This is a genomic window from Microbacterium cucumeris, assembly GCF_058349845.2.
Genome location: NZ_JBYRIZ020000001.1, coordinates 127626 through 147390, shown reverse-complemented (window position 1 = coordinate 147390; position 19765 = coordinate 127626). Strand labels below are relative to the sequence as shown.

At 70.1% G+C, this 19765-nt stretch carries 22 protein-coding genes; 9 read left to right on the top strand and 13 right to left on the bottom strand.

The features are described from left to right. Window positions 1–8: 8 nt before the first annotated feature. Window positions 9–443 (bottom strand): MarR family winged helix-turn-helix transcriptional regulator, encoded by a 435-nt coding sequence (locus AC3RXZ_RS00745; RefSeq protein WP_491492866.1) that lies wholly within the window; start codon window positions 441–443, stop codon window positions 9–11. Window positions 444–488: 45 nt separating this feature from the next. Here AC3RXZ_RS00745 and AC3RXZ_RS00740 point away from each other — a divergent pair, with 45 nt between their 5' ends. Then, the gene (locus tag AC3RXZ_RS00740) at window positions 489–731 is read left to right on the top strand and encodes a hypothetical protein (RefSeq protein ID WP_243225960.1); all 243 of its coding nucleotides are present in this window, start codon (window positions 489–491) and stop codon (window positions 729–731) included. 10 nt (window positions 732–741) lie between these two features. Here the strand turns inward: AC3RXZ_RS00740 and uvrB are convergent, their stop codons facing one another. Next, entirely contained in the window at window positions 742–2820 is a 2079-nt protein-coding gene (gene uvrB / locus AC3RXZ_RS00735; RefSeq protein WP_491492865.1) for an excinuclease ABC subunit UvrB, read from the bottom strand. 100 nt (window positions 2821–2920) lie between these two features. Between uvrB and AC3RXZ_RS00730 the strand changes: the two genes are divergently transcribed. After that, window positions 2921–3526 carry a DUF4126 domain-containing protein gene (locus tag AC3RXZ_RS00730; RefSeq protein WP_491492864.1) on the top strand — a complete coding sequence of 202 codons (606 nt, stop codon included), beginning with the start codon at window positions 2921–2923 and terminating at the stop codon, window positions 3524–3526. A gap of 1 nt (window position 3527) precedes the next feature. Here AC3RXZ_RS00730 and coaE read toward each other — a convergent pair whose 3' ends face one another. Both coaE and AC3RXZ_RS00720 read right to left on the bottom strand, forming a co-directional pair. After that, window positions 3528–4127, bottom strand: a complete 600-nt coding sequence (gene coaE, locus AC3RXZ_RS00725) for a dephospho-CoA kinase (protein WP_243225963.1) — start codon at window positions 4125–4127, stop codon at window positions 3528–3530. A gap of 43 nt (window positions 4128–4170) precedes the next feature. After that, entirely contained in the window at window positions 4171–5385 is a 1215-nt protein-coding gene (locus AC3RXZ_RS00720; protein WP_243225964.1) for an MFS transporter, read from the bottom strand. A 166-nt stretch (window positions 5386–5551) separates the two neighbouring features. Between AC3RXZ_RS00720 and AC3RXZ_RS00715 the strand changes: the two genes are divergently transcribed. The 7 genes from AC3RXZ_RS00715 (at window position 5552) to moaA (ending at window position 14352) form a co-directional block, all read left to right on the top strand. Further along, a complete protein-coding gene (locus AC3RXZ_RS00715; protein WP_491492863.1) occupies window positions 5552–9283 on the top strand; it encodes a nitrate reductase subunit alpha in 3732 nt (1243 codons plus the stop codon). Further along, window positions 9283–10926 (top strand): nitrate reductase subunit beta, encoded by a 1644-nt coding sequence (narH, locus tag AC3RXZ_RS00710; protein ID WP_491492862.1) that lies wholly within the window; start codon window positions 9283–9285, stop codon window positions 10924–10926. The genes AC3RXZ_RS00715 and narH overlap by 1 nt, the downstream gene beginning before the upstream one ends. Window positions 10927–10949: 23 nt before the next feature. Next, window positions 10950–11642, top strand: coding sequence for a nitrate reductase molybdenum cofactor assembly chaperone (gene narJ / locus AC3RXZ_RS00705; RefSeq protein ID WP_491492861.1), 693 nt, complete (start codon window positions 10950–10952; stop codon window positions 11640–11642). Continuing rightward, entirely contained in the window at window positions 11639–12397 is a 759-nt protein-coding gene (narI, locus tag AC3RXZ_RS00700; protein WP_491492860.1) for a respiratory nitrate reductase subunit gamma, read from the top strand. Before narJ ends, narI begins: the two co-directional genes overlap by 4 nt. 64 nt (window positions 12398–12461) lie before the next feature. Beyond that, complete coding sequence (locus tag AC3RXZ_RS00695) at window positions 12462–12938, top strand: MogA/MoaB family molybdenum cofactor biosynthesis protein (RefSeq protein WP_243225972.1); 477 nt, start codon at window positions 12462–12464, stop codon at window positions 12936–12938. Then, window positions 12935–13348 carry a molybdenum cofactor biosynthesis protein MoaE gene (locus AC3RXZ_RS00690; protein ID WP_491492859.1) on the top strand — a complete coding sequence of 138 codons (414 nt, stop codon included), beginning with the start codon at window positions 12935–12937 and terminating at the stop codon, window positions 13346–13348. The genes AC3RXZ_RS00695 and AC3RXZ_RS00690 overlap by 4 nt, the downstream gene beginning before the upstream one ends. Next, window positions 13345–14352, top strand: a complete 1008-nt coding sequence (gene moaA / locus AC3RXZ_RS00685; protein WP_491492858.1) for a GTP 3',8-cyclase MoaA — start codon at window positions 13345–13347, stop codon at window positions 14350–14352. Before AC3RXZ_RS00690 ends, moaA begins: the two co-directional genes overlap by 4 nt. A gap of 6 nt (window positions 14353–14358) precedes the next feature. Here the strand turns inward: moaA and AC3RXZ_RS00680 are convergent, their stop codons facing one another. The 9 genes from AC3RXZ_RS00680 to AC3RXZ_RS00640 all read right to left on the bottom strand — a co-directional run bounded on the left by AC3RXZ_RS00680 (window position 14359) and on the right by AC3RXZ_RS00640 (window position 19737). Then, complete coding sequence (locus tag AC3RXZ_RS00680) at window positions 14359–14550, bottom strand: DUF6767 domain-containing protein (RefSeq protein ID WP_491492857.1); 192 nt, start codon at window positions 14548–14550, stop codon at window positions 14359–14361. A 40-nt stretch (window positions 14551–14590) separates the two neighbouring features. Beyond that, on the bottom strand, window positions 14591–15262 hold the full coding sequence (locus AC3RXZ_RS00675; RefSeq protein WP_243225976.1) for a DsbA family protein: 672 nt from the start codon (window positions 15260–15262) through the stop codon (window positions 14591–14593). Then, on the bottom strand, window positions 15210–15764 hold the full coding sequence (nrdI, locus tag AC3RXZ_RS00670; RefSeq protein WP_491492856.1) for a class Ib ribonucleoside-diphosphate reductase assembly flavoprotein NrdI: 555 nt from the start codon (window positions 15762–15764) through the stop codon (window positions 15210–15212). Before nrdI ends, AC3RXZ_RS00675 begins: the two co-directional genes overlap by 53 nt. A gap of 96 nt (window positions 15765–15860) precedes the next feature. Further along, on the bottom strand, window positions 15861–16097 hold the full coding sequence (locus AC3RXZ_RS00665; protein ID WP_243225977.1) for a MoaD/ThiS family protein: 237 nt from the start codon (window positions 16095–16097) through the stop codon (window positions 15861–15863). Beyond that, a complete protein-coding gene (locus AC3RXZ_RS00660) occupies window positions 16094–16330 on the bottom strand; it encodes a DUF6457 domain-containing protein (protein ID WP_491492855.1) in 237 nt (78 codons plus the stop codon). The genes AC3RXZ_RS00665 and AC3RXZ_RS00660 overlap by 4 nt, the downstream gene beginning before the upstream one ends. After that, window positions 16327–16944: a molybdenum cofactor guanylyltransferase gene (mobA, locus tag AC3RXZ_RS00655; protein ID WP_243225979.1), complete on the bottom strand. Its 618-nt coding sequence runs from the start codon at window positions 16942–16944 to the stop codon at window positions 16327–16329. Before mobA ends, AC3RXZ_RS00660 begins: the two co-directional genes overlap by 4 nt. Further along, window positions 16941–17405 carry a cyclic pyranopterin monophosphate synthase MoaC gene (moaC, locus tag AC3RXZ_RS00650; RefSeq protein WP_243225980.1) on the bottom strand — a complete coding sequence of 155 codons (465 nt, stop codon included), beginning with the start codon at window positions 17403–17405 and terminating at the stop codon, window positions 16941–16943. The genes mobA and moaC overlap by 4 nt, the downstream gene beginning before the upstream one ends. Then, the gene (locus tag AC3RXZ_RS00645) at window positions 17402–18634 is read right to left on the bottom strand and encodes a molybdopterin molybdotransferase MoeA (RefSeq protein ID WP_491492854.1); all 1233 of its coding nucleotides are present in this window, start codon (window positions 18632–18634) and stop codon (window positions 17402–17404) included. Before AC3RXZ_RS00645 ends, moaC begins: the two co-directional genes overlap by 4 nt. Then, window positions 18631–19737: a ThiF family adenylyltransferase gene (locus AC3RXZ_RS00640; RefSeq protein WP_243225982.1), complete on the bottom strand. Its 1107-nt coding sequence runs from the start codon at window positions 19735–19737 to the stop codon at window positions 18631–18633. The genes AC3RXZ_RS00645 and AC3RXZ_RS00640 overlap by 4 nt, the downstream gene beginning before the upstream one ends. Window positions 19738–19765: the final 28 nt, after the last annotated feature.

Genomic DNA, 19765 nt, shown 5'->3' with positions numbered 1-19765 from the left:
GGTCGAGCTCAGATGCGACGGCCGGCGAAGGGCTGCAGTCCGTCCCGCAGCGCCGCGATCTGCTCGATGTCCATGCCCACAGCGGTCATGACCCGAGTCGGCACCTCGATGGCCCGGTCGCGCAGGAGCCTGCCCGCGTCCGTGAGATCGATGTCGAGGCGGCGCTCGTCGTCCGCGCTCCGTCGCCGCTGCACCAGCCCGTCTGCCTCCAGGCGCTTCACCAGCGGCGAAGCCGTGGCCGGGTCGAGGGCCAGGTCCGCGGCCAGATCGCTGAGCGCGCGCGGGGCGCGCTCCCACAGCGCCAGCATGACGAGGTACTGGGGATGCGTGAGGCCCAGGGGCTCGAGGATCGGCCGATAGATCGCGACGACGTTCCGCGCCGCCGTCACCAGAGCGAAGCAGAGCTGGTTCTCGAGCTTGAGGAGGTCGTCGGCATCGGTCACGACGCCGATTATACGAGAGCCCTAATACTTAGTACACTAAGAAACATGGTCACACAGCCGGATCGAGTCCCGCTCCGCACGCGCATCCGCGAAGCCGGCGGACTCTATGCGTGGATCAACACGACCCTCATCCGCTACGCGGGGCCGGCTTCGGTGGGACCGTACGAGTCCACCCCGCCCCCGAGTCCGGCGGAGCGGGCGGAACGCGCCTGCCCGCTGTGCGGTGAGCCGATGACCCGGCATGTGATCGACCGATCAGGTCCCAAGCCGCTCATGCACTGCCCCTGAGGCTCTGCCGCTAGGCGTGCCCCGCCGTCTCCATGGCGCGCAACTCCTTCTTGAGGTCCTGCACTTCGTCGCGCAGGCGCGCGGCCAACTCGAACTTCAGCTCCTCCGCCGCCGCGAGCATCTGGGACGAGAGATCCTCGATCATCCCTTCCAGCTGCTCGGCGCCCTCAGCGGCGATGCCCTCGCGACGGAGGTTCGGCGTCGGGGCCTTGCCGCGTCCGCTCTTGCCGGCCTTCCCTCGACCGGAGCGGAGGTCGGCGGTGTCCGCCGCCTCGCGCGCGAGCACCTCCGTGATGTCGGCGATGCGCTTGCGCAGAGGCTGCGGGTCGATGCCGTTCGCGGTGTTGTACGCGATCTGCTTCTCCCGCCGCCGGTCGGTTTCCTCGATCGCACTCGCCATGGATTCGGTGATCCGGTCGGCGTACATGTGCACCTGGCCGGAGACGTTTCGCGCGGCACGCCCGATCGTCTGGATGAGCGAGGTACCCGATCGCAGGAACCCCTCCTTGTCGGCATCCAGGATCGCGACCAGCGAGACCTCGGGGAGATCTAGCCCCTCTCGCAGCAGGTTGATGCCGACCAGGACGTCGTAGACGCCCGAGCGCAGTTCGCTGAGCAGCTCGACGCGTCGGAGCGTGTCGACATCGGAGTGCAGGTACCGCACGCGGACGCCGTGCTCGCCGAGGAAGTCCGTGAGCTCCTCGGCCATCTTCTTCGTCAGCGTGGTGACGAGGACGCGCTCGTCGCGCTCGACGCGCACCCGGATTTCCTCGAGGAGATCGTCGATCTGTCCCTTGGACGGTTTCACGACGATCTCGGGGTCGACGAGCCCGGTCGGGCGGATGATCTGCTCGACCACGCCGTCCGCGATCCCCATCTCGTACTTCCCCGGCGTCGCCGAGAGGTACACGGTCTGGCCGATCCGGTTCTTGAATTCGTCCCAGCGCAGCGGCCGGTTGTCCATGGCACTCGGCAGGCGGAACCCGTGCTCGACCAGGGTGCGCTTGCGCGAGGCGTCCCCCTCGTACATCGCGCCGATCTGCGGAACCGTGACATGCGACTCGTCGATGACGAGCAGGAAGTCATCGGGGAAGAAGTCCAGCAGCGTGTGCGGGGGCTCGCCGGGCTCGCGGCCGTCCATGTGCCGCGAGTAGTTCTCGATGCCCGAGCAGAACCCGAGCTGCTGCAGCATCTCGAGATCGAAAGTCGTGCGCATGCGCAGACGCTGCGCCTCGAGCAGCTTGCCCTGGCGCTCGAACTCGGCCAGCCGCTCCTCGAGCTCCTTCTCGATCGTCCCGATCGAGCGCTGGATCACGTCGGTGCCCGCGACGTAATGGGAGGCGGGGAAGATCGGAACCGAGTCGAGCCGCTCGATCACGTCTCCCGTGAGCGGATGCAGGGAGTACAGTCCCTCGATCTCGTCGCCGAACAGCTCGATGCGGATCGCGTGCTCCTCGTACACCGGGATGATCTCGATCGTGTCGCCTCGCACACGGAAGTTGCCCCGGGAGAAGTCCACATCGTTGCGGTTGTACTGCATGGCGATGAACTGCCGGATGAGGGCGTCCCGGTCGTAGCGCTCCCCCACCTGCAGGGCGACCATGGCGCGCAGATACTCCTCCGGCGCGCCGAGGCCGTAGATGCAGGACACCGTGGAGACCACGACGACGTCGCGCCGCGACAACAGCGAGTTCGTCGTCGAGTGCCGCAGCCGCTCGACCTCGGCGTTGATCGACGAGTCCTTCTCGATGAAGGTGTCCGTCTGCGGGACGTACGCCTCGGGCTGGTAGTAGTCGTAGTACGACACGAAGTACTCGACCGCGTTGTGCGGCATGAGCTCACGGAACTCGTTCGCGAGTTGGGCGGCCAGCGTCTTGTTGTGCGCCAGCACCAGCGTCGGCCGCTGGACCTGCTCGACGAGCCACGCCGTCGTCGCGGACTTGCCGGTGCCGGTGGCGCCGAGCAGGACGACATCGGTCTCGCCCGCGTTGATGCGCGCAGCGAGCTCGGCGATCGCCTGCGGCTGATCGCCGGCCGGAGCGTACTCGCTGACGACCTCGAAGGGGCGGACGCTGCGCGTTGTCTGCATGACTCCAGGGTATGCCGCCCCTCCGACACCGGGGCCACGCCATCGGGAACGGGTGCCGCGCCCCGCAGCGGCCGTCGCGCGCCGACCTTAGAGTGGAGCCGTGATCGAGTTCCTGATCGGCACCAGTCTTGCGGCATCCGCAGGTCTGAACGCCTGGATGCCGCTGTTCCTGCTGGGGCTCGCCGATCGCCTTCTGCCCGCCGTCGATCTGCCGGCCGGATGGTCGTGGATCTCCGGCGATCTCGCGCTGTGGATCCTCGGCATCCTGCTGGTGCTCGAGGTCGTCGCCGACAAGATCCCCGCGCTCGACTCGATCAACGACGTGATCCAGAGCGTGCTGCGCCCGGCTTCAGGAGGCATCGTGTTCGGCGCCGGCGCGAGCGCCCAGACCGTCGCGGTCGACGACCCGTCGGCCTTCTTCGACGAGCACATCTGGATCCCGATCGCGACCGGCGTGGTCATCGCGCTCGTCGTCCATGTGACCAAGGCCACCGCGCGCGTCGCCGCCAACGCCGTGACCGGAGGACTCGCGGCCCCGGTGCTCAGCACTGCGGAGGACGGCGCCTCCTTCGTCCTGGCGGCGCTCGCGATCGTCGTCCCGGTGGTCGCCGCACTCGTGCTCATCGGACTGATCGTCCTGGTCGTCGGCCTGATCCGGCGCTGGCGCCGCCGACGGGCAGAGGCCGCCGCGCCATCGGCGGCCTGAATCACGCGCTCGTCAACCGCCTCCACAGCGCGTCGACCTGCGCGTCGGTCTCGGCCGGCGTGCCCGCCGTGTCGATCACGACATCCGCGATGGCGAGGCGCTGGTCGTCCGGCACCTGTGCATCGATCCGATCCTGCGCGGCCTCGGCGGTCATTCCGCGCAGGTCGACGAGGCGGCGGAGCCGGACGTCCGTCGGAGCGTGCGCGACGACGATCAGATCCCACGGGTCGTCGACCCGCGCCTCGACGAGCAGCGGGACGTCGTAGACCACGACGGCCGCGGGATCCGCGGCGAAGGCGTCCTCGAACCGGCGCTGCGACTCCGCGCGGACGGCCGGATGGACGAGCGCGTTGAGGCGGGCGAGCGCCTCGGGGTCGCCGAACACCCGCGCGCCCAGTGCCGGACGATCGAGCTCCCCCGCGGCGTCGATCATGCCCTCGCCGAACTCCTCGACGATGCGGTGCAGCACGGGCGAGCCCGGCGTCTGAACATCCCGGACGATCCGGTCCGCGTCGACGACCACCGCACCGTGCTGCGCGAGGCGTCCGGCGATCGTGGACTTGCCGGAGGCGATGCCGCCGGTCAGGGCGATGAGAGGCATCCCCCCATCCTGACACGCGCGTCGGGCCCGCCCTCCCCGCGGTTCATCCTGGCCGAGGTGCGTCCTTCATCATCCCGGCCACGACGAGGGCCCCGGCGCCGACGAGGACGAGCAGCCAGAGGCCGAGCCAGTACGAGTTCGTCTCGGCGTTGTACGTCGCGCCCATCACGAGGGGCGGGAAGTACCCGCCGAGTCCGCCGGCGGCCGCGACGACGCCGCTGACCGCGCCGACCTTGTCCTTCGGCGTCGACGGGCCGATCCACGCGAACACCGCCCCCATCCCCAGGCCCATCGCCGAGGCCATCCCCAGGAAGGTCGCGCCGGTGAGGATGCCCTCGGGCGGCTGCTGTCCGACGATGTACGCCAGGGTGACGATCCCGGCGAGCGAGATCAGCGAGATGATCTTGGGACCGAACCGGTCGGCCAGCACGCCGCCGACGGGGCGTGCGATCACGGCGGCCACCGCGAACATCGCGGCCCGGGTGCCGGCGCCCACAGCATCCACCTCGCCGGCGTAGATCGTGGTGAGGTATTTCGGCAGGAACGTCGAGAAGGCCACGAATCCGCCGAAGACGATCCCGTACAGGAAGGCCATCTTCCACGTGATGCTCAGCCGCAGCGCCCCCATCACCTTCGGAACCAGCGGCATCCTGCTGGCCTCCCAGGCCGGAGAGTCGCGCAGGAGCAACCAGCTCAGGGCCGCGAAGACCAGCATGATCCCCGCGATCGCGAAGTGCGTCGGGAGGTATCCGATCCACTCCACCATCCGCGGGGTGAGGAACGCGGACACCGCGGTCCCGATCATGCCCATGCCGAACACGCCGTTGGCGAAGCCCCGCCTCGCCGGGGCGTACCAGGCGCTCGCGAACGGGACTCCGGCCGCGAAGATCGTGCCGGCGACGCCGAGATAGAAGCCGGCGACCAGCAGCAGCGGGAAACTGCGGATGCTGCCCGCGAGAGCGACCAGGAGCACGGCGGGGATCGACCCCAGCAGGACGACCGTGAACATGACCCGGCCGCCGAACCGGTCCGTCATGGCGCCGACCACGATGCGTCCGAGCGCTCCGACGAGGACGGGCGTGGCGAGCATGAGGGAGATCTGCCCCTCGTCCAGTCCCATCTCCTGCGCATACGTGGCCTGGAGCGGAGCGATGCACATCCATGCCCAGAATCCGACCGTGGATGCCAGGGTCGCGAGCAGCACCTGCGGGAACTGGCCGCGCAACGACGGGGGACTCGCCTGTGTCTCGGTCGTCATGACCGTGAGCGTAGCCACCGTGCGCCGCGCGCGGAAGGGCCGGAGGACCGGAACAAACACCGACGCCCCGCGACCGCCGGGACGCATCGAATAAATACGTCCGGTATGGCTGGCCTAACCTGCGGTCCGAACGGCATGCTGGGCACTGTCGACCAGGAGGCTCCCCATGACACCTGAGATCCGAACCCGCAGCACGCCTGCGACCGACGGCCCGCTAGCGGATGCGCTGCTGTCGATGGGGCGGTTCCTGCGCCCCGGAGAGACGAGCGAGGACCTGCGGGCGCTGTTCCTGGAAGGCGGGCGATCCGGGGACGCCTTCTACCGAGACCGCTGGTCGCACGACAAGGTGGTCCGTTCGACCCACGGGGTGAACTGCACCGGTTCCTGCTCGTGGAAGGTGTACGTCAAGGACGGCATCATCACGTGGGAGGCGCAACAGACCGACTACCCCAGCGTCGGCCCGGACTCCCCCGAGTACGAGCCCCGCGGATGCCCGCGCGGCGCAGCCTTCAGCTGGTACACCTACTCGCCCACGCGCGTGCGCTATCCGTACATCCGATCGGTGCTGGCCGGACTCTACCGCGAGGCGAAGCAGCGGCACCCGGATCCGGTCGACGCGTGGGCGAGCATCGTCGAGGACCCGGACCTCGCCGCGCAGTACAAGCGAGCCAGGGGCAAGGGCGGCCTCGTCCGCACGAGCTGGGAGGAGGCGATCGAGATCGCCGCGGCCGCGCACGTGCACACGGTGAAGACCTACGGGCCGGATCGGATCGCCGGGTTCTCCCCGATCCCGGCGATGTCGATGGTGTCACACGGCGCGGGCTCCCGGTTCCTGAACCTCCTGGGCGGCACGATGCTGTCGTTCTACGACTGGTACGCGGACCTGCCGGTCGCCAGCCCCCAGGTGTTCGGCGATCAGACCGACGTGCCGGAGTCGGCGGACTGGTTCAACGCGGGCTATCTGATCATGTGGGGGTCGAACGTCCCCGTGACCCGCACTCCGGACGCTCATTTCATGACCGAGGCGCGCTACCGCGGCCAGAAGGTCGTCACGGTGTCGCCGGACTACACGGACAACACGAAGTTCGCCGACGAGTGGGTCTCTCCGCATCCGGGGACGGATGCCGCGCTCGCCCTCGCGATGGGACACGTGATCCTCACCGAGCACTTCGTCCGCACGCGCACCGCGCGCTTCGAGGACTACATGCGGCGATACACCGATGCGCCGTTCCTCGTCACGCTCGAGCGCAACGGCGACGCGCTCGTGCCGGGCAAGTTCGTCACGGCGAGCGATCTGGACACGGATGCCGCGGCCACCGCCCACGCCGATTTCAAGCCGGTCCTCCTCGACGCCGACGGGACGCCGGTCGTGCCGAACGGATCGCTCGGACACCGCTTCAGCCCGGAGGACCGCGGGCGATGGAACCTCGATCTCGGGGACGTCGTACCGCCGCTGTCCATCGCCGACCTCCCCGCGTGGGACTCCGCGGCGGCGGAGATCGCGCTGCCGCGCTTCGACGTCGCCCCGGAGGAGGGGCAGGAGCACGCCGGCGGCTCCGGCACCGTCCTGCGCGGCGTCCCGGTCATGACGGTCGCGGGCAGGACCGTGACCACTGTGTTCGACCTGATGCTCGCACAGTACGGCGTCGGCCGTGACGGACTGCCCGGCACATGGCCCACGGGCTACGACGACCCGACATCCCCGGGGACACCGGCCTGGCAGGAGGAGCTCACGTCGGTGCCGGCCGAGCAGGCCACCCGCATCGGCCGGGAGTTCGCCGACAACGCCGAACGCAGCGGCGGGCGATCGATGATCCTCATGGGCGCGGGCACGAACCACTGGTTCCACTCGGACACGATCTACCGCACGTTCCTCGCGCTGACGACGATGACCGGCTGCCAGGGCGTGAACGGCGGCGGGTGGGCGCACTACGTCGGCCAGGAGAAGGTCCGTCCGGTCACCGGCTACACGCAGTACGCCACGGCCGCGGACTGGAACCGCCCTCCGCGTCTCGCGATCGGCACCGGCTTCTGGTACCTCGCCACCGACCAGTGGCGCTACGACGGCCTCCCGGCCGATCAGCTGTCCTCGCCGCTCGCGCGCGGCGTGTTCGCGGACCGCATGACCGCGGACTGCATGGTCGAATCGGTCAAGCGCGGCTGGATGCCGGCGTTCCCCACGTACTCGCGCAACCCGCTGGATCTGTGCGACGAGGCCGAGGCCGCGGGAAAGGAGCCCGCGCAGCACGTCGTCGACTCCCTGCAGGACGGCTCGCTCGAATACGCGATCGAGGACCCGGACGATCCGGCGAACTTCCCCCGCATCGTGCTCGTGTGGCGGGCGAACATCCTGGGCTCCTCCGGCAAGGGCAACGAATACTTCCTCAAGCATCTGCTGGGCACGGATTCCGCGGTGCGTGCGTCCGAGAGCGCTCCGGGCTCGCGCCCGCGTGACATGCGCTGGCACGACGAAGCGCCCGAGGGCAAGCTCGACCTGCTGGTGACGAGCGACTTCCGGATGACGAGCACGACGCTGTTCAGCGACATCGTGCTGCCCACCGCCACGTGGTATGAGAAGCACGATCTGTCCTCCACGGACATGCACCCGTTCATCCACTCGTTCAACCCCGCCATCCAGCCGCCCTGGCAGACGAAGACCGACTACGACACCTTCCGTCTGCTCGCCGAGAAGTTCTCCGAACTCGCCCGCACGCATCTGGGCGTGCGCCGCGATCTCGTCGCCGTGCCGCTCCAGCACGACACCCCGGACGTCCTGGCCACCCCGCACGGACGCGTCCAGGACCTCCCTCTCGAACCCGGCGTGACGATGCCGAAGCTCGTGGTCGTGGAACGCGATTACCCGAACCTCGCCGAGAAGTGGAAGTCGCTCGGCCCGCTCACCACGAAGCTCGGCATGACGACCAAGGGCATCACGTATCACCCCGAACCGGAACTCGAACGTCTGGCGCGGCTGAACGGCACGGTCGAGACCGGTCCCTGCCGAGGGTCGGTCCGACTGGACTCGGATAAGCGGGTCTGCGAGATGATCCTCGCCCTGTCCGGCACCTCGAACGGACGTCTGGCGACCCAGGGGTTCCGCACGCTCGAAGAGCACACCGGTCAGAAGATGGCGTTCCTCGCTGAGGAGCACGAGGGCTCCTCGATCTCGTTCGCCGACGTCCAGGTACAGCCGCGCAGCGTCATCACCTCGCCGGAGTGGTCGGGATCCGAGCACGGCGGACGGCGCTACACGGCCTTCGCCATCAACGTGGAGCATCTGAAGCCCTGGCACACGCTGACCGGCCGCCAGCACTTCTACCTCGACCACGACTGGATGGAGGAGCTCGGCGAGAATCTGCCGATCTACCGTCCGCCGCTGGACATGGCGCGGCTGTTCGACTCGCGCCCGGTGGGCGATGTGCGCGACGAAGGGCGCGGGACCGAGGTCTCGGTGCGCTACCTCACTCCCCATTCGAAATGGTCGATCCACTCGGAGTACCAGGACAACCTCTTCATGCTGGCACTCTCGCGCGGCGGCCCCACGATCTGGATGAGCGTCCAGGACGCCGCCAAGGCCGGCATCCGCGACAACGACTGGATCGAGTCGTACAACCGCAACGGCGTCGTGGTGGCCCGCGCGATCGTCTCGCACCGCATGCCGGAGGGCACCGTCTTCATGTACCACGCGAAGGATCGCACGGTCGATGTGCCGATCGCCGAGACGAGCGGCCTGCGCGGCGGCATCCACAACTCCCTCACCCGCATCCTGCTCAAGCCGAGCCACCTCATCGGCGGCTACGCGCAGCTGGCCTGGGCGTTCAACTATCTCGGCCCGACCGGAAACCAGCGCGACGAGATCACGACGATCCGCCGGCGCAGCCAGGAGGTGCAGTACTGATGAAGGTCATGGCGCAGATGTCGATGGTGATGAACCTCGACAAGTGCATCGGATGCCACACCTGCTCGGTCACCTGCAAGCAGGCGTGGACGAACCGCACGGGTGTCGAGTACGTCTGGTTCAACAACGTCGAGACCCGTCCCGGAGTCGGCTACCCCCGCGGGTACGAGGACCAGGACCGCTGGGAGGGCGGCTGGGTGCGCAACCGGCGCGGCCGCCTGAAGCTGCGCAGCGGCGGGCGCCTGGCCAAGCTCATGCGCATCTTCTCGAACCCGAACCTCCCCGAGATCCACGACTACTACGAGCCGTGGACCTACGACTACGACATGCTGCTGAACGCCCCGGCGGGCTCGCAGACGCCCGTGGCCAAGCCCAAGAGCCTGCTCACCGGCGAGGACATGAAGATCTCCTGGTCGGCGAACTGGGACGACGATCTCGGCGGGTCCCAGGAGACCATGCAGCAGGACCCCATCCTGAAGAAGATGAGCGACGAGGTCTCGGCCGAGTTCGAGAAGGCGTTCATGTTCTACCTCCCCCGCATCTGCGAGCACTGCCTGAACCCCTCGTGCGTGGCATCCTGCCCGTCCGGCGCGATGTACAAGCGCGCCGAGGACGGCATCGTGCTCGTCGACCAGGACGCCTGCCGCGGCTGGCGGATGTGCGTGTCCGGATGCCCGTACAAGAAGGTCTACTTCAATCACAGGACCGGCAAGGCCGAGAAGTGCACGATGTGCTACCCGCGCATCGAGGTGGGACTGCCCACCGTGTGCTCGGAGACGTGCGTCGGCCGGCTGCGCTATCTCGGTCTGGTGCTGTACGACGCCGATCGCGTGGCCGAGGCCGCGTCGGTCGAGGACGAGCAGGCCCTTCTCGCGGCGCAGCGCTCGATCATCCTGGACCCGAACGACCCGACGGTCATCGAGCAGGCGCGCGCCGACGGCATCCCCGAGGACTGGCTCGACGCCGCGCGTCGCAGCCCGATCTGGCGCCTCATCCAGCAGTACGAGGTCGCGCTCCCCCTGCACCCCGAGTACCGCACGATGCCGATGGTCTGGTACATCCCACCGCTCTCCCCCGTGGTGGACGTCGTGACCGGTTCCGGCAACGACGGCGAGGATGCCCGCACGCTGTTCGCCGCGATCGACAGGCTGCGCATCCCCATCGGCTATCTCGCCGAGCTGTTCACCGCCGGCGACACCCGCCCGGTGGATCACGCGCTGCGCCGCCTGGCGGCCATGCGCTCCTACATGCGGGGCATCAATCTCGACGACGAGCGCGACGAGCGCATCGCGACGGCGGTGGGGATGACCGGCACCGAGGTCGAGGAGATGTACCGCCTTCTCGCGATCGCGAAGTACGAGGAGCGCTACGTGATCCCCGCGGCGCACACCGAGCGCGCGCACGAGCTCGAGGAGATGGCCTGCTCGCTGGACTACGAGGACGGCCCGGGCATGGGCGGCGCGGGCCCCTTCGGGTCCTCGAGCGGACGGCCCGTGCCGGTCGCCGTGGAGAACTTCCACGCGCTGCAGAACCGCCAGACGGCCGACCGGCCGTCCTCGCCGGGCCGGGTGAACCTGCTGAACTGGGACGGCAACGGGTCGCCAGAGGGGCTGTTCCCGCCGTCACCGGAGCGGGAGTCGTGATGCGCGGTGCGCTCTCGACTCGGGTGACGCCGCGACGCGGGCTTCCCGAGGCGCTGGCGCCGGTGGAGCTGTCGTCCGCCCAGCGCGCACGCGCGCACATGCTCGCCTCCCTGCTGCTCGATTACCCGGACGCTGCGTGGTTCGCCCGCCTGCCCGAGCTCCGACGGCACGCCGAGGCTCTGCCCGCGGCACTGCGCGACCCGCTGGTGGCGTTCCTGACGACCGCGCAGGATGCCGGAGCCGATGCCTTCCAGCGCGCGTACGTCGAGACGTTCGACCTCAAGCGCAAGTGCAGCCTGTACCTCAGCTACTACGCCACCGGCGACACCCGCAAGCGCGGCACGGCGCTGGTGACGTTCCTGGAGGCGTATCGCGCCGCGGGGTGGGAGTTCGATGCGGCGGAGCTGCCGGACTTCCTGCCCGCTGTCCTGGAGTTCTCGGCGCGATCGGACTCCGAGGTCGCCGAGGCGCTGCTGTCGGCGCACGTAGAGGGCATCGAGGTTCTGCGCGCTGCCCTGGAGGGCATGGACAGCCCCTGGGCGGGGGTCGTGCGCACCGTGACGCTGTCGTTGCCGCCGGTGTCCGCCGCGACGCGCGAACGCGTGCTCGAGCTGGTCACCGAGGGTCCTCCCGTCGAGACGGTCGGGTTGAGCTTCCTCGGCAACCTCGCCCCGTTCTCTCCCACGACTTCCCAGACCATGAAGGAGCCGTCATGAGCACGCTGAACGTGCTGGTGTGGGTCGCGCTGCCCTACGTGTGCTTCGCCGTCTTCGTCCTCGGCCACATCTGGCGCTACCGCTACGACAAGTTCGGCTGGACGACCCGCAGCAGCCAGGTCTACGAGAACCGGCTGCTGCGGTGGGGATCACCCATGTTCCACCTCGGCATCCTCATGGTGATCGCAGGCCACGTGGTGGGACTGCTCATCCCCCGCGAATGGCTGTACGCGATCGGGATAACGGAGGAGGCCTACCACATCGGCGCGACCGTGCTGGGAACGTTCGCCGCCGTGCTCACGCTCGCGGGGCTCGCGATCCTCATCTACCGCCGGCGCGTGGTCGGACCGGTGTTCCTCGCGACGACGCGCATGGACAAGTTCATGTACGTCGTGCTCGGCGCCACGCTGCTCTTCGGCACGGCCGCGACGGTCGTGCACCAGGTGTTCGGCGGCGGTTTCCACTACCGGGAGACCGTGTCGCCGTGGTTCCGCAGCCTGATCCTGTTCCAGCCGCAGCCCGAGCTCATGATCGGGGTCCCGCTGCTGTTCCAGCTGCACGTGATCACGGCGTGCCTGCTCTTCGCGCTGTGGCCCTTCACCCGACTCGTGCACGTGTTCTCCGCCCCCGTGGGCTACCTCTTCCGTCCCTACATCGTGTACCGCTCGCGCGATGACGTCCGCGGATCCCGCGACACGAAGCGCGGCTGGGATCCGGTGACCACGCCCGATCCCGACAAACTGCGCAGGCTGTGACATCCGGCGGTAACACGCGTCGTCCTAGACTGACGCCAGGACGACGCAGCGACAGGAGCCACCGGTGAGCAGAACCGCACGTGTCATCACGGTCTCCGATCGCGCGGCGGAGGGGCTCCGCGAAGACCTGTCGGGTCCGGCCGCGGTCGAGCTGCTCCACGCATCCGGCTGGGCGGCGCACGTCACGATCGTTCCCGACGAGACCGCGCGCATCGCGGCGGCGATCCGGATGGCCGCCGCCGACGGCGCACGCCTGATCATCACGACCGGCGGCACCGGGATCAGTCCGCGCGACGTCACCCCCGAGGCGACGCTCCCCCTGCTCGATCCCGTCATCCCGGGGATCGCGGAGGAGGTGCGCCGGATCGGCGCCGCGAAGCTGCCCACCGCCCTGCTGTCGCGCGGCGTCGCCGGGATCCACGAGGCCGCTCTGGTCGTGAATCTCGCCGGCTCCCCCGGCGCGGTCCGCGACGGCGTCCCGCTCATCCTCGGCCTCGTCGACCACGTCCTGTCCCAGAGAGCGGGAGGCGATCACGCGTGATCGTCCGCACCGCGATCTCCGACGTCGACCTCGACGTCCCCGCCCACCTGGATGCCGTGGCGCACGACGCGGCGGGCGCCACGGCGCTGTTCGTCGGGACGGTGCGCGACCACGACCCCGGTGCGTCCGGCGAGGTCGTGCGCCTGGAGTACAGCGCGCACCCGGATGCCGCGGCCACGCTCGCGGACCTCGCCGCGGCGATGGACGCCGACGACCTGCGCATCGCCGTGACCCACCGGATCGGCACGCTCACCGTGGGCGAGGTGGCGATCGTGTGCGCGGTCTCCAGTGCGCACCGTGCGGAGGCGTTCGAGGTCAGCCGCGCGCTGGTCGAGAGGATCAAGGCGGAGCTGCCCGTGTGGAAGCGTCAGGTGACGGCGGACGGCACGACGAACTGGGTAGGACTGTGACGGCGTTCGACGGCCCGCTCGTCGACCGGTTCGGGCGCGTGCACCGCGATCTGCGCATCTCGCTGACCGACCGATGCAACCTGCGCTGCACTTACTGCATGCCCGCGGAGGGCGTGCCCTGGCTCGCCAAGCAGAACATCCTGTCCACGGACGAGATCGAGCGCGTGGCCGGCATCCTCGCCCGGCTCGGCATCATCGAGGTGCGCCTCACCGGCGGCGAGCCGCTGCTGCGCCCCGATCTCGTGGACGTCGTCCGCCGCCTCGCACGGATCGAAGGCGACGAGGGCCAGCTGCGGGTGTCGCTCACGACCAACGGCATCCGCCTGGACCGGATCATCGACGACCTCGTCGCCGCCGGGCTGGAGCGGGTCAACATCAGCCTGGACACCGTCCGTCCTGACCGCTTCGCCGAGCTGACCCGCCGCGATCGCTTCGAGGACGTGCTGCGCGGCATCCAGGCGGCCCGTGACAGCGGCCTTCGCCCCCTCAAGCTCAACACCGTCGCGATGCGCGGCGTCAACGACGACGAGTTCTGCGACCTGCTGCGTTTCGCTCAGCAGCACGAGGCCGAACTGCGGTTCATCGAGCAGATGCCCCTGGATGCCGGGCACATCTGGTCGCGGCAGAGAATGGTTCCCGCCGAGGAGATCCTGGAGAAGCTGTCCGCCGAGTTCCGGTTGACCCCCGCGGGAGACCGTGGATCGAGCCCCGCGGAGATCCACCTGGTGGACGGCGGACCGACGACGGTCGGCGTGATCGCCTCCGTCTCCGCTCCGTTCTGCGGCTCGTGCGACCGCGTGCGGATCACGGCCGACGGGCAGGTGCGCAACTGCCTGTTCGCCCGGGAGGAGTCCGACCTGTCGGCGCTGCTGCGCGGGGGCGCGGACGATGAGCAGATCGCTCGGATGCTGCGGACGAACATCGAGGGCAAGCGCGCCGGTCACGGGATCGACGATCCGGGTTTCCTCCAGCCCGTGCGCCCGATGTCCGCGATCGGCGGCTGACGCCCCTCAGCGCTGCGCTCGCCGAGCCTCGGCCGCGGCGCGGGTGTGCGGACGCAGGTCCTCGCGAAGCTCTGGATCGCCCATCACGAGCCAGACCGTGGCGCAGTCGTGCGGGCCGTGCGCGCCCGGCTGGCAGAGCGTGCACGGCTCCTGCGGGCGCAACGGGCACCGGGGATCGGGTCGGCGTCGTGTCGTCATGTCGTGTCTCCGGGCGATCGATGTGCGCGCCCAAGCGTGGTCAGTCGCCTTGGCCTCCGCGGATGAAATCCTCCACGGCATCCGCGTCGGCGGTGTCGCCGGTGAAGGCCGTGCCGTCGACGATCAGCGTCGGCGTTCCCTCGATCGACGGGAGGTCGGCGCCCGAGATGCCCTCGATCGCACTGTCGTTGGAGAGCTGGACCCATTCGCCGTACGGCCGCGCCTCGACGCAGGCGGTGATGTCCTCGACCCCGGCTGCTTCGAGCACGTCGACGATCTCGTCATCGCTGAGCCCCGTGGTCTGCTCCTGGGGCTGAGCGGTGAAGATCGCCCGCACGGCATCCAGCAGACGGTCGGGCTGCGACACCGCGACGCACGTGAGCGCGGAGCCGGCACGCGTCGAGTACTCCGAGCCCTGCGAAGCCCGGTCGAGGAAGTTCATCAGATGGATCGAGTAAGTGATGTCGCCGTCGTCGACCATGTCGGCGATGCTCTCTCCGGCCGCGTCCTCGAACTCGTGACAGGTCGGGCAGAAGGGATCGACCCAGACCTGCACATCGATCGGCCCGTCGCCGACCACCAGGGCCAGGTCGTCGAAGTGCGCGGCGCCCTCTGCGCCCTGGGGGATCCCGGCGCCCGTCGTCGCGGTCGCCTCGGGCTCATCGGTGCTCTGCGGTGCGGCGCATCCCCCGAGCAGCAGGGTCGAAGCCACCGCGATCGACGTGAGTGCTCGCCGTCCTGCGGAGCGCGTCATCATGGTTCGTCCTCTCGTCATCGCGGATGCTCAGGCGATCCGCGTCGAGCGCCGCGAGGATGCGACGCCCGTCCTCCACATCCCAGGGCGTGCCCTGCAGCTCGAACTCGAACAGCACGGGCCTGCCCGAGGCTCTCGCGATCTGCCGGCATGCGGCCTGATAGTGGGATCCGAAGTTGCGGTTCCCCGACCCCATGACACCGACCAGCCTGCGCCGCGTGAGCGGATGCCACAGGAATCGGCGCACGGCCTCGGGGATGGTGTCGTTGGCGCGATTGCCGGTCTTGTACGAAGGCGTCAGCAGCACCCAGGCCGCCGCAGGCACGGATCGGCGCACGTCGCGCACAGCGAGGTCGAACACCGGCCGCTCGAGGCGCTCGGCGAACTGCCTCACCATTCCGGAGCTGCTGGAGAAGAAGTACACGGGGATGCGTCCACGCCAGTTCGAGGTGTCCGACACGATCACTCCGTTCGCCGCTGGGGCCCTCGGGCAATTGTCCCGCCGTCGACCGCGCCCCTTCCGGCGTTGACGCCGGAAGAATTGCCCCGCCCCCGATCAGCCGCCTGCGAACGGCGGGAGCACGTCGACCGTCGCCGTCGCCGGCACCGCGTCGTCGTCCGCGAGCGTCGCGCCGTCGACGCGGATGGCGCACCGGTCGAGCACGCGAGAGAACTCCGCGCCGTGTTCGTGCCGCAGCTGCGCGCGCAGGTCGCCGAGCGTGAGCTCCGCGGCGATGGTCTGCTCCTCGCGTCCGGCGGCCTCCGCCGCCGCGGCGAAGTAGCGGACTCTCATGCCTGCTCCCCGACCTGCGCACGCACGACGGCGATCGCCGCCTCGACGGGCATGCCCTGTGCGACGGCACGACCGATGAGGTAGATGCTGACGGGTCCCGCCGGCCGGGTCACGGCATGCGCGACGTCTCGTGTCACCTCCAGCAGATCGGCGATGGGGACGTCCTCCTGCACGCCCAGCGCAGCGGCGAGCTCCGCCGACCAGTCCGCGAGCTCCTGTGGTGTGTCGGTCATGCCGTCTCCCTTCTCCATCGGCCGGCATCCTCCGCCGGGGAATCGCCGCGGAACGCCGCGATGTCGTCCCACGTGTCGAGATCCGCCGATGCGCCCGCCGGATCGTCGATCTCGTGCACGCGCAGCCCTCGGCTGAGCCGGCGCATCGATGATCCGTCGACCTCGTCCAGAGCGGCGACGGCTCGGCGAAGAGCGGCGGCGCGATAGCGACCGGCGAGCGGTTGCGCGCGCCCCTGAGCGTCCCGGAGCACGACGGCGTCGGCATCCGCCGGGAGCTCGGCGCGCGACAGCAGGTCGACGACGCCGGCGGCGTTCGGCAGATCGCACGCGAGCAGCCAGGTCTCCTCGACGTCGGCGGGAAGCTCCGCGACGGCCGCGGCGATCGCCGCCACCGGACCGCCGAACGGCGGATCCTCCCGCACGACGCGCACGCCGGTCCGTGCCAGGTGCTCGGGGCCGGCGACGATGACGGGATCGCACCCGGAGACCGCCAGCACGACGATGTCGATCAGCATCCGTCCGCCGATCTCGACCTCCGCCTTGTCCGCGCCGCCCAGTCGCGTCGCCCGTCCACCGGCGAGGATGACGGCCGCTCGGCGCGGGGCCGCGTTCACCGCACCCACTCCCCGCTCTTGCCTCCGGTCTTGCGCACGAGCTGCACGTTCGCGATCTCGACCGTCTTGTCCATGCCCTTGACCATGTCGATCACCGTGAGAGCGGCGACGCTGACGGCGGTGAGCGCCTCCATCTCGACCCCGGTGCGGTCCGCGGTGCGCACAGTCGCCGTGATCGCCACGCCCTCGTCGACGACGTCGAGGTCCACGGTGGCCCCGTGCACCCCGATGATGTGCGCGAGCGGGATCAGCTCTGCTGTCCGCTTCGCCCCCTGGACGCCGGCGATCCGCGCGACCGCCAGCACGTCCCCCTTGGGCGTCGTGCCGTCGCGCAGGGCGGCGACGACGCCTGCGTGGCAGCGGACCAGTCCCTGCGCCGTCGCGCTGCGGATCGTCGGCTGCTTCTCGGTGACGTCGACCATCCGCGCGTGTCCGTGCTCGTCGAGGTGGGTGAAACTCATCGCTGCTCCTTCTGCGTGCTCACCAGCATGACATCCACGAGGTCGCCGACCTCGACGCGGGAGGTCTCGGCCGGCACGATGGCCAGGTCCGTCGCCTGAGCGAGGGAGGCGACCAGGTGCGATCCGCTGCCGCCCCCGGATGCCGGGACCACCGCACCGTCGGAGAACACGACCGGCAGCACCTGCGCCCGGCCTGGCGGGCATGTCCACGCCCGCCCGGCCGGCGCGGAGACCCGTGGACGATCGATGTCGGCCCGGCCGGCGAGCGCGCGCACGGCGGGTCGGACGAACATCTCGAAGGACACCGCGACGCTGACCGGGTTGCCCGGCAGGCAGAACAGCAGCGTTCCGTCGGATGCCGAGCCGAACCCCTGCGGCTTGCCGGGCTGCATCGCCACGGCGTCGAAGCGCACGGGGCCGCGCCCGGGCCCCGCCTCGTCGAGCACCGCCTTGACGACGTCGAACGCTCCGACGCTCGCCCCTCCCGACAGCACGATGAGATCCGCGTCGAGGCTCGCCAGCACGGCCCGCAGGGCGGATTCGTCGTCGGCGACCGTCGCCACGCGCACGATCTCCGCCCCGGTCCCGCGCAGCGCCGCGGCGAGCAGCCGCGAGTTCGACTCCGGGATCTGACCGCGCCGCGGTTCGGCTCCGGGTGCGACGAGCTCCGATCCCGTCGAGACGACAGCCGCGCGGGGCGCCGGATGCGCGAGGACGCGATCGTGCCCTGCCGAGGCGATCGTGGCGAGCTGCCATGGCCCCAGCACCGTCCCGGCGCGGACGACGACGGCTCCCGCCGAGACGTCCTCACCCCGGCGGCGGATGTGGGCGCCGGCCGACGGCGCGCGTGTGACGGTGATGCGCTCGGGGGCGACGGCTCCGGTGAAGACGCCCAGATCCGTGTGCTCCACGGGGACGACGGCATCGGCATCCGCGGGCACGGGAGCACCCGTCATGATCCGGACCGCCTCGCCGTGACCGAACGCCGGGTCCTCCCCCGATCCGGCGGGAACGTCCGCGACGACACGCAGGACAGCGCCCTCGTGCGCGTCGGCGGCGCGCACCGCGTAGCCGTCCATCGCCGAGTTGTCGAACAGCGGGACCGGCCAGCGGGTCGTGACGTCCGCCGCGAGCACGAGACCGCTCGCCTCGTCCAGGGCGTGGACGCGCGGCGGCAGGGCCGCGGCGGCGGCGAGGATCCGGGACCGATGGTCCGCGACGGTGATCACGCCGCTCCCGTCGTGTCCCGCGTGCGGGACCACGCCGCATAGCTGCCGTCGAGCAGCAGGATCTCGGCGTGCGGATGCGCCGCGCGCAGCACGGATGCCGCCGCACGCGCTCGAGGACCGGTCTGGCAGAACACGACGATGCGGCGATCAGCCTCGACCGCCGTGGGGTCGGCGCGCAGCCGCCCGAGCGGGAGCGAACGCGCCCCCGGGATGCTGCCCGCCAGGAACTCGTGCTCCTCCCGCACGTCGAGCAGCAGGGCGTCACCGAGGTCCTCCAGCTCGTCGGGCCGGATCGAGCGGATCGTGACCGTCTCGTGGTGGGCGTCCGACGCCCGGGATGCCGGCACCAGCCGCACCTCGCGCGTCCGCGCGGAGAGCGCGTCGATCACCAGCATCCGCCCGACCACGGGGTCCCCGATGCCGCATACGAGCTTGACGGCCTCGGCGGCGAGGATCGCCCCCAGCTGTCCGCACAGCGCGCCCAGGACTCCGGCATCCGCGCACGAGGGGACATCCTCCGGCGGCGGAGCGGTCGGGAACACGTCGCGCAGTCGCACGGGCGTCCCGGTGGGAGGGCGGGACCAGAACACCGTCGCCTGCGCATCGAAGCGGAGCACGGACCCCCACACCAGGGGGACGCCAAGAGCGTCACAGGCGTCGGCCACGGCGTAACGGGTGTCGAAGGTGTCGCTGCCGTCGATGACGATGTCGTAGCCCGCGAGCATCCGCCCGGCGTTCTCGGCGGTCAGTCGCTCGTGCGCGCGGATCACCGTCGTGTGCGGCGACAGCGAGCGGATCCGCTCGGCGGCGACATGCCCCTTCGGCCGCCCGACATCGTCGACACCGAAGATCACCTGCCGTTGCAGATTCGACGTGTCGACGACGTCGTCGTCGACGATGCAGATCGTCCCGATCCCCGCCGACGCGAGATACAGCAGCACGGGCGACCCGAGTCCTCCCGCCCCGATCACGCACACGCGCGCGGCGAACAGCCGACGCTGTCCGTCTTCGCCGATCTCGGGGAGGCGGATCTGTCGCGCGGCGCGCTCGCGCTCGCCGTCGGGAAGCGCAGGGGCCGGGGCGACCAGCGGAGGGAAGGCCATGTCCCCACGGTACCGCTCGGCGGCCGCG

Bases quoted from the DNA above. Each gene is read 5' to 3' on its own strand.
- AC3RXZ_RS00740 (WP_243225960.1), top strand. From the start codon at position 489: ATGGTCACACAGCCGGATCGAGTCCCGCTCCGCACGCGCATCCGCGAA.
- AC3RXZ_RS00665 (WP_243225977.1), bottom strand. From the start codon at position 16,097: ATGAGAGTCCGCTACTTCGCCGCGGCGGCGGAGGCCGCCGGACGCGAG.
- AC3RXZ_RS00660 (WP_491492855.1), bottom strand. From the start codon at position 16,330: ATGACCGACACACCACAGGAGCTCGCGGACTGGTCGGCGGAGCTCGCC.
- moaC (WP_243225980.1), bottom strand. From the start codon at position 17,405: ATGAGTTTCACCCACCTCGACGAGCACGGACACGCGCGGATGGTCGAC.
- AC3RXZ_RS00680 (WP_491492857.1), bottom strand. From the start codon at position 14,550: ATGACGACACGACGCCGACCCGATCCCCGGTGCCCGTTGCGCCCGCAG.
- narI (WP_491492860.1), top strand. From the start codon at position 11,639: ATGAGCACGCTGAACGTGCTGGTGTGGGTCGCGCTGCCCTACGTGTGC.
- AC3RXZ_RS00715 (WP_491492863.1), top strand. From the start codon at position 5,552: ATGACACCTGAGATCCGAACCCGCAGCACGCCTGCGACCGACGGCCCG.
- AC3RXZ_RS00640 (WP_243225982.1), bottom strand. From the start codon at position 19,737: ATGGCCTTCCCTCCGCTGGTCGCCCCGGCCCCTGCGCTTCCCGACGGC.
- uvrB (WP_491492865.1), bottom strand. From the start codon at position 2,820: ATGCAGACAACGCGCAGCGTCCGCCCCTTCGAGGTCGTCAGCGAGTAC.
- AC3RXZ_RS00720 (WP_243225964.1), bottom strand. From the start codon at position 5,385: ATGACGACCGAGACACAGGCGAGTCCCCCGTCGTTGCGCGGCCAGTTC.
- coaE (WP_243225963.1), bottom strand. From the start codon at position 4,127: ATGCCTCTCATCGCCCTGACCGGCGGCATCGCCTCCGGCAAGTCCACG.
- narH (WP_491492862.1), top strand. From the start codon at position 9,283: ATGAAGGTCATGGCGCAGATGTCGATGGTGATGAACCTCGACAAGTGC.